Genomic DNA, 13,771 nt, shown 5'->3' with positions numbered 1-13,771 from the left:
GGGCAATTGGCTTGTGGATAGGCAGCGCCGGCGCCGCCATGGCTTTCACTCCGCGCTCCAGACATGTGCGTCGCGCCATGGCGAGTGTTCGGGAACGACCGACGCTGTCGTAGTATCTTCATCGTTATGGCTTGGCTGGTGAGCCTCGAGCTTCGCCGTGAGCTTCCATCGGTTCATGACCTTGACGATGTAGTTTGCAGTCTCGGTGAACTCCGGGACGCCGCCCCTTTCGTAGACCCTTGCCGGTCCGGCGTTATAGGCCGCCAGCATGAGGAGCGGATCATCAAACTCGCTATAGAGCTTAATGAGGTAGCGGATCCCGGCCTGAATATTCGATCGTGCGTCGCAGCGATCGGTCACGCCGTAATCGGCGGCCGTAGATGGCATCAGCTGCATGATGCCTTCTGCACCGGCATCGGAAATCTGATGCGATCCCATGCTGCTCTCAACGCTCGCAACGGCAAGCGCAAGGCTGCTGTCTAGGCCTTCTTCCTCGGCGATCGCCTTCACCATCTCGGCGACTTCGTTGGGCGGCACGGGTGCGCATGCAAACGCAGTCCCCGAGCACATCGCGTAAACGAGGAAGAGTGTTGGTACTTTCATCTGCGGTGTCCACGGTTGTTTCGACAGCAACAATTAATTACAACTAATTTTATTCGCTTATCCTGTCAATCAGCAATGGACGGTACACTCGATGGAGAAATTCAAACTCGTATTGGTCTTGCTCTCTACGACTTTTTGGTGCGAAACACGCGCGCAGGAGGCGCCAAGTCCCTTCAGCGAACCGTCGATCGGTTACCTGCATCAGTTTGCGGGGGCATCGGAACGTGTTTTCATTTTCGAGCGATACGACGCTGAGGGAAAGCTTGTCGCCAGGGACGTGAAGGCTTTGACCGAGCCAGTCGTCATCAATGGCGCCAGCCGGCGCACTATCGGCGGATATGCAATTTCATTGCGGGGGCTTGTAGAGTGCCCGCAAAAGGAAGTCACCTACAACAGGAAGCAAAGGTGGGCCTGCGAGAAAGCCGCAGCTGACTACATGGGCGCGATCTATAATCGCCGGGCATCGGTCATTCTTTGCAAGACACTGGTTCTTCGCTCCTTGCGAAAGGAACCGGATCCATCGTCCTGCTTCGCCCTTGTCGGCGGTAAAAATTCCGACCCCCTCATGGTCGTCAACGACGATGATGCAATGGTCTTTCTGGGGTTGGCCAGTATCGGGAAGACAGACGGAGGCGCATCCAGACGGCCGGATCTCCTTCATTCTCAGAATCTGTCGGGATCGGATGTTCAGCCTTGACCCACCTTCGCCCCTGGATGGTCGCCATCCTCGCCAACATAATCCCCATTGGTCATCTGGCTGCAGAAGAGACGATTGCCTTTCCGTCTTCGGTCGAAATCGAGACCGGCGATACGTGGTCCTATCAGGGTCAGCGCTATCGCTTGTATGGCGTGCAGTCATGTTTGCGCGGCAGTGAGTTCGTTGCGGCTGACGGGGTCTCGTCCGATTGTGGTGCACGATCGATGGCGCCCCTCGCTGCATTATTGCTGACGGAAACGGTTGCTTGCCAGCCTATCGGCAAGGCCAAAGATCAAGCGACATTCGTCGTCTGCGCCGCGAATCTCAATGGCAACAACATCGATGTTGGAACGGCGCTGATTTCGACCGGCAGCTCTTTCGCGGCGGTTTATCCGACCGGGGAGCCTGTCAGCAAAGCCTATCTCGTCGCAGAGATGACCGCCCGCTCCGGTAAGGCCGGGCTGTGGTCGGGGCGTTTCCAGCACCCTGTCCAGATGCTTCTCAATTCCCGTTAAGCGCAGGTTTGCAACGGGAAGTTCGCGCCGAAGAAATTAGTTGTATCTAATTACCGATCGGTCTTTACTCCGCAATTCAAAGTGAAGGAGAATCATATGCCCTAAAACCAAAAACCCGCCTCGAGAGGCGGGTGGCGAACCGAAGTTCGATGCAATGAAAAAACCGTAGCAAGTTTTTCATCGCACAAAAATGATCCAGTCGCAAGTCAATTCTTGCCACGGGAGACGTATGTCTTTGCCCCCGCCCCTCTCCAGCCACTCAATTTGATCGGAGAGAATTGGATGCTTACAAGCGAAATTGCGGCGCTGGGGCCGAACCTATTGGCGCGCCTTCTCAACGCCAGCAGTCAGGGACAAATAGACGAATACGCCAAGTCCGCCTGGGTGCTTCACGGTGAAGGCCTGCTTCTTGATCAGGAGATGGCCTATCTTGCGCCGGTAATTGAAAATTGCAGGCGTAGCCTCGCATCCAACGCCTGCAAATACATCGCGGCGTTGCAGTCTGCGCGTCAGACAACGCGCTTTGCGCCGCGCCAACGGCCCGTCATCCCCGACCGATGCCGGGCGGCGAGCTGGGCGCGTCGGCGAATGCTTGCGAAATCATGCCCGATCCCGCCTTGCATCGCCCGAGATTTTACGGTCAGCAAATTGGCGGTCCTGGCGATTGTCGCTGAGACTGTTTTGAGGTTTGGCAGATCCAACCTGTCACTTGCGGAACTCGCTGGGCGTGCGGGCGTGGGCTGCACGATTGCCAGATATGCATTGCGGGAAGCCGCTGAGTTGGGACTGATCACCGTCGTCGAGAATCGGCGGCGCGGCCAACGAAATTTGCCGAATACGATCCGCATCATCTCCAGCGCGTGGTGCAAATGGCTGGCAGTCTTTAAAAAAACCAGGTCGCAACGAGGTGAGGCGATCTCTTCCCCTCCCCCGGCGGACCCCCTCAAAAATCTGCGCCCCACGAATGATACATATACAATAGTCACAGCCTCCGCTTCGAGAAGCGGCGTTCTTGATGAACGACCGCGGCCAATGATCAAGGATTATCCTGAGAAAGAAGCGTTTCGACGAATCATCGCGACCTAAGGCCTCCTCGGCGTAACGCCAAAGCCAGAATTCCGGGGTGCTGATCGGGTCCGCGTTCCTTGGGATGATCTGTCACGTCTGGGGGAAGCCACCGTGCGTAACACTCATTTCATGACGGAAGGCAGGCAAGACTCTCTGTTTCCGTCAGGACTACCCCCGACTTCTGTTCAATCAGTGCGCCGATCCACGCCATGGAATACACCCTGCTGGCATCTACCGCAGTCAGCCAGATAACGGTGTTATCTTCCAGTTCGATTTTGACCTCGGCCTGTAGCGGACTGCCTGCAATGGTTTGAGCGAAATGTCTGCGGATCTTGATCGTTTTCCCAGCTATTGAGACGACACTCTTCTGGTAGTCCAATAGAACGGATGCGGTTTCGATGGCAGCGGCTGAACACTTCCCGTCGCGCTCGCAAAGCATTCGCGAGACAGCTCGGCACTCCCATGTGTATCCCGATGTCCACATCGGATTGCCAGATTGAGATTGTGCCTGAGGTGCGTTCAGGAACAAGAACAGAGACGCGCAGACGATCGATGAGCTTGCGTGCTTCATGGCGTACTCCCCCTGCAGGCAGGGGCGGTAACATGCTGCCCATCGTGATTATAATTGCCTACGAGGGTCTTGAGGCAAACATCGTCCGATCCAAGGCGATCGACGACGCGCGCGATTGTAAGAAGTGTTGGATTTGCCGCGCCTGTTCTCCATGCCATGTATGAGGGTGGCGAAATCGCAAGGAATTTCGCAAAGGCTGTCTTGGTCAGGCCTCTTCTGATGCGCTCTTTTTCCAGAGCCTCGGCAAGTTGCTTTAGCAACGCCTGCGCCTGTCTGATCGAGCGCTCATCATCGGCTCGCCTACCCATATGCAGCCTCCTTGCATTGGGAATTAGGTATAACTAATCAGATTCAGGCGCAACCCTGGTTTTCTTGCTGCCTTCACGGGAGTGGCCGAAGAGAAGCTCGTGAACAGTGACGCTCAACGCATCAGAAATGCGGGTAATCATGTAGAGCGTCGGATTGGCAGTGCCATCGAGGAAAGTCAGGTAACTGGGGGCGGTAATGCCGCAATATTTTGCGAATTCAACCTTTCCCATGCCACGCGCTTCGCGTTGCCGCTCCATGACGGTTGCCATGTTGCGGATCATCAAAACACCTAGCTCTGTTTCTACGCGTCTCTTCTTGTTTGTCATCATGGAATTATTTATAACTAACGGCAGAGCATTTCATATCGGAGTTGCCAATGCGACAGATCCCACGATTTCCAATGTTCATCTTCGTTTCCTCCATATCATTGATCATGCACGCTCACCACGGAATGGCAAGCGAATGGGGCTGCGAGGTCCTGCTATGCGCGGCTTCATCCAATCCCTCCTGGAGAGGTGTGCCTGCCTGCCACCCACCGATGACAAAGCTTATAGCCGCAATGCGCCGACCGGGATTTTCCTGGCCCACCTGCCCGGAGGGGGCACGGATGTTCCCGGTTATGAGCAATACGGGGAGTGCCCGGCTGATTTTCGCGTCGGTTACAGTAATCGCGGCGCCGGCGGAATCAACCGCGACCCGGATCTCTGCGTCAAGACAATCGACACTTGCAATGACGGGTTCAATCACTTCGGCCGTGAGAGCGATCGACAATGCATACAGACCATCACTCTCCCTCGACCGCATCGCCAGGAACCCTACTTTTTCGACATTAAGAATGACACATCCGGCCAGAGCGAACGCCACTGGTTCGAGTTGAACAGATAGCCGGCTTTTAAACGAAAAGAAAGGTGCATATCCATGCGCGCAATCAATCGCCATACCATCCTCGGTCATGTGGGCCAGATTATCCCCCTGAAGAATGTCCTTAAAGTCAACGTTGCCGCCAACCGGGACTGGCTGTCCGATGGCGAGCGGAAGACCGCTACGGACTGGGTTCAAATTACAGTCTTGGACAAAGCGCAAGCAGACTGGATTTCCAATAATGTCGTTGCCGGGGATGTGGTCTACGTCGAGTCGCGCGTTGCCAACACCAGCTACGAGAGGGACGGCGAACAGGTTTATAGCACGGATGTGATAGCGCTGTTGTTTAATCTTGTTTCCAAAAAGTCGAGCGATTAGTAATTTAGGACTCCAAAGGGATGGGTGCTCCTCAGCACCAGGCAATTGTCGTTTGCGTCATTGTTGAAGCGCACAAACGGGCAGCGGCACCCGATTTCGGGCCGTGTCTCACTGCCCGGGATCCCTCGGCACCTGGATCAGACAGAAACATGGCCGGATTTTGCCGGCTACGAAGCAAAAGATTTGCCCTTCCCTCTTCCGCCACCAAGCATTCTCTTGAACCTTTCTAAGGTGTTGGCAGGTGGCGTGGACGAAGAAAGAATTGTGGGCGTTTGCCCCAAGATGAACAAATTTCAATACTCAAGGTTGTTCCCGTCGTGGCTGTATTTGCCTAAATTCGCGGCTATGGGGGTTGAGCTGGATTAAGGCTCGGTCAAGACCTTTGCTCCGTCGGGATCAAGGTCCCTATCAATTCTGTTGTATTCCGCTCGGTCGATCCCAAGAGGCCGAGCGACTTGCCATTTCGCGTTGCGACACAGTGGCGGCTACATGAGGAAGCGAGTTAATGATCTTAGGACCATGGAAGACGCACTACCCAATAATAACCTTCAATAGTGATGGACTGTATACCCAAACGGTTTGGACAGCCCGCTTCTCCCTCGTCAATGAGCTAGGTCTACAGGCGATTGCGGCTCCGCGCCTGTCATCTCATTTGGAGGACGAAGATCGTCTTTTCATTTCCCCAGATAGTCCTCCGTTTCTCCGGAAAGGAGCGAGGCCAGACCAGGTCAACCAGGTCGACTGACGCAGGGGGAGCGGATATGAACAAAGCAGAAGGCGGTAACAAGATCCCACGTCAAAGCCCGGGAATGAAGACGGCCGTAGAGAGACATCGCCAGTATCAAATGGAAGTCGCCTATCTTACAAGGCGTCGCCTTGCGTTAGAGATTGGCGATCCCGAGCATGACGAGACGGTTTCCATGTGGAGCCGCGCCCGACACGAAGAGCGTAACGCATGCCGCGAAATGATGACAAAGCGTCCAGCCTCCATGGAAGAGGTCAGGCTGCGGTGCACATATCTGTGCGGCTTGGCGGTCGATGAATACAATCAGCTGGATTGCGATGATTGGCTGCTCCTCCTGCAATCGATGACGTAAAGCTCGGTCCAGGCACGCATTGGGCGCTCAAGTTCATGCGCTGATGTCGGATGACAACCTAATGCGATATGGCGATCTTGCCGTGTCAATGGTTGTGCGCCTTCTTCAACAAACGACAAGTTTGGATCGGCCATTGGCAGGATGACATAGTTCAGAGGAGGACGTGTACAAGCCGACGGGATTTCTGAAAATCGGACGGGTTCCGCCGTCAACTTTCCATCCTCTTGGTTCTGTTTGAAAGAATGAATGGGGTCTGTTGTACGTGTACAACTGCTCTCTCGGCATCGACTAACCGCATCAAGGCGGTTCCACATCCGGTTATCCAACTGAACCCAGCGCCGCTTTCCGCCGCGGTTGATCAACAATCACCTTCTATTATTCGAACCGAGAGACGTAGCTGAAGACATGGCAAGAGGTAACTCAATAGAAATGGCGTGAACAATGTCGTCAGCACACTGAGCACGACGACGCCCTTGGACGGTTCTGTCGACCAAATTCGATTGGCTAGTTGTGTGCCGGTTAGAGGGGGGATTTCCAGCCAGTGCGATGATTTCACCTTGGCTCTATTTTCGGCCCCGGCAGACGATCTCTGTCGCCAGCGGTCGGCGTTTCTGGAGCGTCGCCCGCTTCATGCTGAAGTGATTGCTAGGGCGCCCGCTCTTCTTACTGACGGTCCTGATGAACTTGTCCATCCCGCCCACTCCTCGGCAAAGACGTGATTGACACGCGAGTTGACCTGCGACTTCCGATTATGGGCATGACATGTCACGTCCGACATAAGCCCGGGCCGGGTGTTCGCCCACACGGTGCCTGCCGTATTGGGCTGGTCGAGAAGCCCCTCACAGGGGCTCTTTCATAGGCGGCGGCATCGTCGCCAGCCATTTTGGGATCCGCACACGCTTGCATTCGATCGAGACGTGGTTCTGGCAACTGAACGCCGGGATTGCGATGGCGAGCGGCGGGGAGTGCCGCTCGCCCGGGTCTCTGCCTTGGAAAGCATCACCGTCCAGCGGGGGCCGCGATTCAGATGCCGGACTTCAGCTGGCCTGGCTTCCATGTTTTCGATTTGCGGCGGGCTTTGATGTCGTCCTTCTCCTGCTTCGTGTTGCGTTGTGGCGCGACCACAACTGCACTCAACGATCTACTGGGATATGGCCGGTATTGCGCGGCCCCGCGCAATCGTGTCGGAGCGATCGGACAGGGGTCGGATGATGGCGCCGGGCCTCGTTAGCCGCTCCAGGACGGCTGGATCTCGATCCGCTGGTCCAGAACAGTGCGTTGTCACACTCCATCTGGCCTGGGTCGAAATCGATGACCCCGGGCATTGGCCGCGAGTTGGTCGATTAGATCGGGTCGAACGCGGTTGCGAAATTGAATGCCTCGTCTATCCTCGCATCGATCCCCTCGCAAAGCATCGATGACGTCGCCGATCCGGGGCGGCGAGCTAGGGAGGGCTTCCTAGTTGTACATGTACAACTGGGATCACCTGTGTGATTGTCGAAACGCTGGCTCGCGGAGCCGATGCCTGTCGAATTTGCTGTGGCTCGCCCGAGATTGAAATCCAGTTGTACATGTACAACGAAAAACTTGTGCTAACTTTCGATTAACTAAAAATGGTTTGCCCGACTCGCGGAATCGGATTAGCTTCATCAGCGCATATTAGTGAAAATTCGTTGAAAAAGCGCAGAAACGAAACCTGAGGCCACGATGTTGAAACCAGCCGCGCCCGCTCACAGCGCAAACTTGCGTTCCTTGATCTCCTCCGACGCGGACGAGTTGATGCGCCAACTTCAAGCGCACCAGCAGCGCACATTTCCACCAACGTCACGCAAAAGCATCCGACAGTTCACCTCCGCTGAGGCCGCCGATTTCATCGGCATCCATCAAGGTTATCTTCGTCAAATCGTGGCCGAAGGGCACGGTCCTGAGCCAAGCCCCACCGGCCGTCGTACCTATTCGGTCGATGATATCGAGGCGCTGCGTAAACTTCTCGATGAAGGGGGGAAGGGACCAGGGAAATACGTTCGCCACCGCCGTGACGGCGAAAAGCTTCAGGTCATCTCTGTCATGAACTTCAAGGGGGGGAGCGGCAAGACAACGACCTCCGCCCATCTCGCGCAATACCTAGCCCTTCGGGGATACAGGACGCTTGCCATCGACCTTGACCCGCAGGCCTCGTTGTCTGCGTTGTTCGGACACCAGCCGGAACTTGACGTCGGGGAGAATGAGACGCTTTACGGCGCTATCCGTTACGACGACGCTCGTCGTGATGTTGCTGACATCGTGCGTGCCACCTACACCCCCAATCTCCATATCATTCCGGGCAATCTCGAACTCATGGAGTTTGAGCATGAAACGCCAAAGGCACTCATGGCACGTAAGGATATGAACTCAATGTTTTTCGCTCGCATCGGTGAATGCCTTGCCGAGATCGAGAGCGCTTACGACATCGTGGTCATCGACTGCCCGCCGCAACTCGGCTTCCTCACCTTATCGGCGCTCTGTGCTGCGACGGCGGTGTTGATCACAGTCCACCCGCAAATGCTCGATGTCATGTCGATGAGCCAGTTCCTGCAGATGACCGGGGATCTGCTTCAAATCGTTGAAGATGCCGGGGGTTCAATGAACTATGACTGGATGAGATATCTCATTACCCGGTTTGAGCCAAACGATGGACCGCAGGCCCAGATGTCCGGGTTCATGCGATCAATATTCGGGAATCGTGTTCTGACCAACGCGATGTTGAAGTCGACCGCTATTTCCGATGCTGGCCTAACCAAGCAAACCATTTACGAAGTCGATCGGAGCCAATTCACGCGCGGTACCTATGACCGAGCTCTTGAATCCCTGACTGCTGTCAACACGGAAATCGAGGATCTCGTCAAGCAAACCTGGGGGCGCAAGTAAGCGATGGCCAGGAAGAACCTCTTTGGCGATGCCGAAACAGAGACGCCATCTGGCGCTCCCTCTGATGGTGGGCCGTCAGATGACATTCGCCCGCTGGCGAATTTGGAAAGGCCGCTACGCCGATCAGGGGCAGTTGGAGCGTTTTCCCAATCACTTGGAGGGATTTCCGAAAAAGCACAGCGTGCCGCCGAACTTGAAAAAAAACTCGCACACGGCCAAACCATCGTGGAGTTGGATCCGCTTCTAATCGACAGCTCCTTTGTGCCCGACAGGCTGACAGTCGATCTTGGCGGATTGAGCAGCCTCATCGCGCAGATCAGGGAACATGGGCAGCAGGTCCCGATCCTGGTGCGCCCTCATCCGCAAACAGATGGACGGTACCAAGCCGCCTATGGTCACCGTCGCTTGGCCGCAGTCAAGCAAATCGGCGGAACGATCAAAGCGGTGATTCGTCAGCTTACCGACGAGCAACTTGTCGTAAGCCAGGGCCAGGAAAATAACGAACGTACCGATCTTTCTTACATCGAAAAAACGTTTTTCGCTCTGCGTTTAGAGAGAAAGGGATTTTCGCGAGATATTATCATGGCGTCTCTCGGCGTCGACAAAGCCGCGTTATCACGGATGATTGCATTGGCTGCGGGCCTTTCTGACGAGTTGATTGAAGCCATCGGTCCCGCTCCGTCTTACGGTCGCACGCGCTGGGCTGAACTGGCTGATCTGGTCGCCGAAAGCGCGAAAATGCAAGAAGCCCGCGCGTTGGTGCGCTCAGACGATTTCGCGGCCAAGACGTCGGACGAACGCTTCGAACGTGTGCTGGAAGGCGTGCGTGCGACAAAATCGAAAACGCGAACACAACAATGGAAGGCAGGGGATGCGAAGGCGGTGAAAATCACCGAAACCGACGCTCGTCTGAATTTGAATTTCAACAAGATTGCTGTGCCAGGCTTTGGAGCCTTCGTGGAAACGCGGCTGGACCGGCTTTATGACGAATTTCTAGAAGCAAACAAGGAGCTTGAAGCGTAAAAGAAAAAGGCCCCCAAGCGAACAAGTCGTGGAAGCCTTCTCCTGATTTCTAGCAAGATCAAGAATCGCATTTCCACGAATCCTAGTCAAGAGTCTTTGGCACCTTTTTGGTGGGCGGATTTCTTTTACCTGAAGAAGGGTGAAGGCAAATGCAAAGTGGAAATGTAACGACGCCCTTCGGGCGGCGAGGGATGACGCTCGCCCTGGTAAAGGGCCAGCTCGATGCCGCTCAAGTTGAAAAGACAGCATGCGTTAATAAATGGAGCGTGTTTCGCGATACGTGCGAGGCCAAAACGATTTTCAAACTGCATGACCGCGCCTTGGCGGTTCTCAACGCATTATTGAGCTTTTTTCCCGAGAGCGAACTGGCAGGAGACCGCGATCTGATAGTCTTCCCGTCAAATGCACAGCTCTCCCTGCGAGCGCACGGGATTGCAGGAACGACGCTACGAAGAAGCCTGACGGCTTTGATTGAAGCTGGACTTATTGTCCGTCGCGACAGCCCGAATGGAAAGCGATATGCTCACAGGGACAGGGCAGGGGTGATCCAGGACGCTTTTGGCTTCGATCTCGCTCCGCTGCTCGCTCGCGCAGGCGAGATAGCACATCATGCCCAGCAGGTCGCAGCGGAGAACCAACGGTTCAAGCGGGCAAAGGAGAGCTTGACGCTTTGCCGCCGCGATGTCCGGAAGCTTGTGTCGGCTGCAATCGAAGAAGGTGCTGCCGGCAATTGGGAAAGCATCGAGGCACGCTATGTCGCCTTGGTCGCAAAGATCAAACGCCATGCAGGTCGCGAAGAAATCGAAAATATTGCGTCCGATATGGCTGTATTGCGCGATGAAGTGGTCAACATGTTGGAAAAGCAGTTCAATTCTGAAAAAATGGATGGCAATGCCGACCTATGTGGCGACCACATACAGAATTCAAACACCGAATCTATCAATGAACTTGAACCTAGCTCAGAAAAAGAGCAGGGCGAAAAGTCGGAGCCTATACGCCAGCCGCAACCGTTAAAAACTTTCCCGCTTGAATTGGTGCTGAGGGCGTGTCCGCAAATCATCGATTATGGCCGTGACGGAACAATTTCGCGATGGCGCGACCTTATGTCAGCGGCTGTTGTGGTTCGCTCGATGCTGGCCGTTAGCCCCTCGGCTTACGAGGAGGCTTGCGAAGTCATGGGACCAGAGAACGCGGCAGTGGCCATGGCCTGCTTGCTGGAAAGGGCTCCCCATATCAATTCCCCTGGAGGCTATCTGAGAGATCTTACGCGGAAAACCGCCCGTGGGGAATTTTCCCTTGGGCCTATGTTGATGGCCTTGTTGCGTAACGCGGAGTTACAAACGGCCCGGAGGGCTTGATGAGAGGGTACAGCTCGGATCCTCATTCGGTTGTTGAGGCTGCATGATCATTGAAATCTGGTTTTCCAGCCGCGCGCCGTTGGACGGCGCTTAGCGGCCGAAGCGAGCCTCTATGGGCGAGCGGAGCTGGCGAAGGCAACCCGCGCTCCCCATAGCGCCGTAGGGTTTGCCGGAGCCAAGTGGAAAACTGGCGATGTCGCGATTGTCACGATATGTCCGGAATTCGATCGGCGATCTTTTCCAGATATTCGTCGATCGCGTCTTCAATGTAGCTGTTGAACTTTTTGCGCTCGATGGCGGCGAGAAGCTTCAGTTTCCGGTGGACCTCCTGGCGTATGTAGATACCGGTCGTCACCTTTGACTTGTCTCTGTAGCGTCTGCCTGCAATCGGATCCTGACTTTCAGCTTTTATCATCATTGACCGGAGTTTCGCCGAAGATACCGTTTTTTCTGGCGCTGCTTCATCGTTAGGATCGGAGGTCGATTGTGGACCGGGCTTTGCCGGCGTCGGACGAACAGTCTGACGTTTCGTTGAAATCAGACCGAGGACGAGGTTTTTGCTCTCAGACTGGCTCATGCCTGTTGACCCTTCGAGTTCGCAATGTGGATTGCGATGATCTCAGCCAGCAAAGTCTCCATCTCATCGATCGCCTTGTCATCCCTTTTTGAAATCGACTGAAGAGTGCCGGCAGCTCCGATCGACTGATAGGACGAACGCCGCGCGATGGGTTGACTGGCCAAACGGACGCCACTTTCTCGGAGAACTTCGCGCAAAGGCTCGTGTACCTTTGCGCGTCCTGAAACGAAGTCATGCTGGTTGATGACAATAAGGGCTGGAACCTTTCGTCCTTGTTCCTCCTCGATTACGGGCAGGTGATTGAGAGCCAGCTGCAGACCAGCGACGACGTCATCCTGGGTAGTCTGCATCGGGATAATCACAATGTCCGCAGCATAGAGACCGGCGAAAAGATTTTCGCTTGTCGTCCCCTCAATGTCGATGAAAACGATCTTGCCTGCTTTTTGCTGGCTCAAGGCAAGGTCATAGATCTTGTCGGCGTCCACGCAACTGCTGGCATCAAGGCGCTCAGGCCAGACATTCATCTGTTTTGAAATATCGACCCACCTCATCGTATTGGCCCGGCTATCAGCATCGATCAGGTAAACAGGATTGCCGGCGTAGGCCGCGGTTCCGGACAGAGCTCTGACCAAGGTTGTCTTTCCTGTCCCGCCTTTCGGATTGGCGATAGTGACGATCATGCTTAGCCTCCGTCGTTGCCAGAAATTCTATATAACTAACATCAAGCGGTGAGCAATCAACTGGTAATTTCCCGTTGCCTGCTAGCAAAAGATAATCGGCAATTGCCCACCGACAATTGCCGATTGTCTGTTACCCATAATTAATTGCGAAAAAGCGCTCGTTTGCATTGGTTTAGGGCTGTCAATTGCCCGTGCTTACGTGGGCAATTACGTGGGTATGAGTTGGTTGATCGCCCGGAGCGGTACAGAACACCTCGTAAAGTCCGTGAGTGTCTGTAAGAAAGAGTTAGATATAACAAATTTAATTGTTGGCAGGATAGTCAAGTTTGTGGTACAAACTCGACGCCGCCCGGCTGCCAGCCAAGGGCTCGGTTCGCGCCTCCGGCACTCTGAGGCGCACGTGGCGCGACCAGGGGACTATTTCATGTCTCGAAGCGAGATTGTCAGGGTAAGGCTATCGGAAGAGGAAAAGGGCGCGTTGCTTGCGCTCTGCAGCGATGACCAATCCCAAAGCGACGTCGTTCGGCGTCTTTTGAGGGATCGCGCCGGTCTGCCTCTGCCTGTCGGACCGTCCGTATCCGTCGCGCTCAATGCCAATTCAGAGGCACTGCGAAGGATCGGCGTCAATCTCAACCAAGCGGTCCGCGCGATGAACGAAGGCCGTGTTGAGTATGAACCGCAGCTCGCCGCGTCGCTGCACAATCTTCTCGCGGGTCTGTACAATCTGCGCACTGATATCGACCGGCTGCTCAAAATCGGTGGTTCGGGCAAAGGGGCTGGCGGTGGCATTTGATTGGGGTTCGTTGGCCGCTCAAACCAAAGGTCTTGTGGGGGCAGGTGCGGCCCAACGTGTCGGTGACGACGAGGAGCAAGAACGTCGTCGCCGCAGAGCGCAACGCGATCCGCATACCGCGCCACCTGTTGGACATGCAGGGTCAAACTCCAGGTCATCCTCCGAAAAGCCGGCGCGCAGGTCGATGGAGGTTGATCGTCACAGCTTGACGATCGACAGTGTTCTTCAGGCGCCGCGCAATATCGATCCGGCGCATATTTCGAACCTCCTGACCCTCGGCGTACAGCCTGCACTCGACGAAGAGCCGCGTCGCGGCGGCGGCGGGGGTGGTGGT

Annotated in this window: 16 protein-coding genes; 10 read left to right on the top strand and 6 right to left on the bottom strand. The window is 55.2% G+C overall.

Annotated elements, in window-relative coordinates:
* Window positions 1-45: 45 nt before the first annotated feature.
* On the bottom strand, window positions 46-513 hold the full coding sequence (locus GVL52_RS21930; protein ID WP_210254111.1) for a lytic transglycosylase domain-containing protein: 468 nt from the start codon (window positions 511-513) through the stop codon (window positions 46-48).
* Window positions 514-694: 181 nt separating this feature from the next.
* Here GVL52_RS21930 and GVL52_RS21925 point away from each other — a divergent pair, with 181 nt between their 5' ends.
* From GVL52_RS21925 to GVL52_RS21915, 3 genes are all read left to right on the top strand, one after another.
* Entirely contained in the window at window positions 695-1,300 is a 606-nt protein-coding gene (locus tag GVL52_RS21925; protein WP_160011059.1) for a hypothetical protein, read from the top strand.
* Entirely contained in the window at window positions 1,297-1,815 is a 519-nt protein-coding gene (locus GVL52_RS21920) for a thermonuclease family protein (protein WP_160011057.1), read from the top strand. The genes GVL52_RS21925 and GVL52_RS21920 overlap by 4 nt, the downstream gene beginning before the upstream one ends.
* A gap of 282 nt (window positions 1,816-2,097) precedes the next feature.
* Window positions 2,098-2,901, top strand: coding sequence for a hypothetical protein (locus GVL52_RS21915; RefSeq protein ID WP_160011055.1), 804 nt, complete (start codon window positions 2,098-2,100; stop codon window positions 2,899-2,901).
* Between the two features lie 109 nt (window positions 2,902-3,010).
* On the opposite strand, the gene GVL52_RS21910 is transcribed toward GVL52_RS21915, so the two are convergent.
* Window positions 3,011-3,454 carry a hypothetical protein gene (locus tag GVL52_RS21910; RefSeq protein ID WP_160011053.1) on the bottom strand — a complete coding sequence of 148 codons (444 nt, stop codon included), beginning with the start codon at window positions 3,452-3,454 and terminating at the stop codon, window positions 3,011-3,013.
* A 341-nt stretch (window positions 3,455-3,795) separates the two neighbouring features.
* A complete protein-coding gene (locus GVL52_RS21905; protein WP_160011051.1) occupies window positions 3,796-4,044 on the bottom strand; it encodes a helix-turn-helix domain-containing protein in 249 nt (82 codons plus the stop codon).
* On the opposite strand from GVL52_RS21905, the gene GVL52_RS21900 reads away from it, so the two are divergent.
* The 6 genes from GVL52_RS21900 to repC all read left to right on the top strand — a co-directional run bounded on the left by GVL52_RS21900 (window position 4,031) and on the right by repC (window position 11,387).
* The gene (locus tag GVL52_RS21900) at window positions 4,031-4,648 is read left to right on the top strand and encodes a hypothetical protein (RefSeq protein ID WP_160011049.1); all 618 of its coding nucleotides are present in this window, start codon (window positions 4,031-4,033) and stop codon (window positions 4,646-4,648) included. The two genes, GVL52_RS21905 and GVL52_RS21900, sit on opposite strands and share 14 nt — an antisense overlap.
* A 33-nt stretch (window positions 4,649-4,681) precedes the next feature.
* Window positions 4,682-5,002: a single-stranded DNA-binding protein gene (locus tag GVL52_RS21895; RefSeq protein ID WP_159952623.1), complete on the top strand. Its 321-nt coding sequence runs from the start codon at window positions 4,682-4,684 to the stop codon at window positions 5,000-5,002.
* A gap of 761 nt (window positions 5,003-5,763) precedes the next feature.
* Window positions 5,764-6,099, top strand: coding sequence for a hypothetical protein (locus GVL52_RS21890; RefSeq protein WP_160011047.1), 336 nt, complete (start codon window positions 5,764-5,766; stop codon window positions 6,097-6,099).
* A gap of 1,707 nt (window positions 6,100-7,806) precedes the next feature.
* Complete coding sequence (gene repA, locus GVL52_RS21885) at window positions 7,807-9,006, top strand: plasmid partitioning protein RepA (protein WP_159952621.1); 1,200 nt, start codon at window positions 7,807-7,809, stop codon at window positions 9,004-9,006.
* A 3-nt stretch (window positions 9,007-9,009) separates the two neighbouring features.
* The gene (gene repB / locus GVL52_RS21880) at window positions 9,010-10,029 is read left to right on the top strand and encodes a plasmid partitioning protein RepB (protein WP_160011045.1); all 1,020 of its coding nucleotides are present in this window, start codon (window positions 9,010-9,012) and stop codon (window positions 10,027-10,029) included.
* 149 nt (window positions 10,030-10,178) lie between these two features.
* The gene (gene repC, locus GVL52_RS21875; RefSeq protein ID WP_160011043.1) at window positions 10,179-11,387 is read left to right on the top strand and encodes a plasmid replication protein RepC; all 1,209 of its coding nucleotides are present in this window, start codon (window positions 10,179-10,181) and stop codon (window positions 11,385-11,387) included.
* Between the two features lie 205 nt (window positions 11,388-11,592).
* On the opposite strand, the gene GVL52_RS21870 is transcribed toward repC, so the two are convergent.
* Both GVL52_RS21870 and GVL52_RS21865 read right to left on the bottom strand, forming a co-directional pair.
* Window positions 11,593-11,964, bottom strand: coding sequence for a hypothetical protein (locus tag GVL52_RS21870; protein ID WP_160011041.1), 372 nt, complete (start codon window positions 11,962-11,964; stop codon window positions 11,593-11,595).
* Window positions 11,961-12,644: a ParA family protein gene (locus tag GVL52_RS21865; protein ID WP_160011039.1), complete on the bottom strand. Its 684-nt coding sequence runs from the start codon at window positions 12,642-12,644 to the stop codon at window positions 11,961-11,963. The genes GVL52_RS21870 and GVL52_RS21865 overlap by 4 nt, the downstream gene beginning before the upstream one ends.
* 424 nt (window positions 12,645-13,068) lie before the next feature.
* On the opposite strand from GVL52_RS21865, the gene GVL52_RS30645 reads away from it, so the two are divergent.
* On the top strand, window positions 13,069-13,437 hold the full coding sequence (locus GVL52_RS30645; protein WP_210254110.1) for a plasmid mobilization relaxosome protein MobC: 369 nt from the start codon (window positions 13,069-13,071) through the stop codon (window positions 13,435-13,437).
* A 154-nt stretch (window positions 13,438-13,591) separates the two neighbouring features.
* On the opposite strand, the gene GVL52_RS30640 is transcribed toward GVL52_RS30645, so the two are convergent.
* Window positions 13,592-13,771: hypothetical protein (locus GVL52_RS30640; protein WP_210254109.1), on the bottom strand; the 180-nt coding region annotated here is incomplete at its 5' end.

Source organism: Rhizobium sp. 18055 (assembly GCF_902706285.1).
Lineage (GTDB): Bacteria > Pseudomonadota > Alphaproteobacteria > Rhizobiales > Rhizobiaceae > Rhizobium.
Note: the sequence above shows the minus strand (reverse complement) of the source record. Positions and strands in the feature narration are given on the sequence as shown.

Coding starts and splice junctions, on each gene's coding strand:
- GVL52_RS21930 (WP_210254111.1), bottom strand. CDS start 513: ATGGTGAAGGCGATCGCCGAGGAAGAAGGCCTAGACAGCAGCCTTGCG.
- GVL52_RS21925 (WP_160011059.1), top strand. CDS start 695: ATGGAGAAATTCAAACTCGTATTGGTCTTGCTCTCTACGACTTTTTGG.
- GVL52_RS21915 (WP_160011055.1), top strand. CDS start 2,098: ATGCTTACAAGCGAAATTGCGGCGCTGGGGCCGAACCTATTGGCGCGC.
- GVL52_RS21910 (WP_160011053.1), bottom strand. CDS start 3,454: ATGAAGCACGCAAGCTCATCGATCGTCTGCGCGTCTCTGTTCTTGTTC.
- GVL52_RS21900 (WP_160011049.1), top strand. CDS start 4,031: ATGTTGCGGATCATCAAAACACCTAGCTCTGTTTCTACGCGTCTCTTC.
- GVL52_RS21905 (WP_160011051.1), bottom strand. CDS start 4,044: ATGATCCGCAACATGGCAACCGTCATGGAGCGGCAACGCGAAGCGCGT.
- GVL52_RS21895 (WP_159952623.1), top strand. CDS start 4,682: ATGCGCGCAATCAATCGCCATACCATCCTCGGTCATGTGGGCCAGATT.
- GVL52_RS21890 (WP_160011047.1), top strand. CDS start 5,764: ATGAACAAAGCAGAAGGCGGTAACAAGATCCCACGTCAAAGCCCGGGA.
- repA (WP_159952621.1), top strand. CDS start 7,807: ATGTTGAAACCAGCCGCGCCCGCTCACAGCGCAAACTTGCGTTCCTTG.
- repB (WP_160011045.1), top strand. CDS start 9,010: ATGGCCAGGAAGAACCTCTTTGGCGATGCCGAAACAGAGACGCCATCT.
- repC (WP_160011043.1), top strand. CDS start 10,179: ATGCAAAGTGGAAATGTAACGACGCCCTTCGGGCGGCGAGGGATGACG.
- GVL52_RS21870 (WP_160011041.1), bottom strand. CDS start 11,964: ATGAGCCAGTCTGAGAGCAAAAACCTCGTCCTCGGTCTGATTTCAACG.
- GVL52_RS21865 (WP_160011039.1), bottom strand. CDS start 12,644: ATGATCGTCACTATCGCCAATCCGAAAGGCGGGACAGGAAAGACAACC.
- GVL52_RS30645 (WP_210254110.1), top strand. CDS start 13,069: ATGTCTCGAAGCGAGATTGTCAGGGTAAGGCTATCGGAAGAGGAAAAG.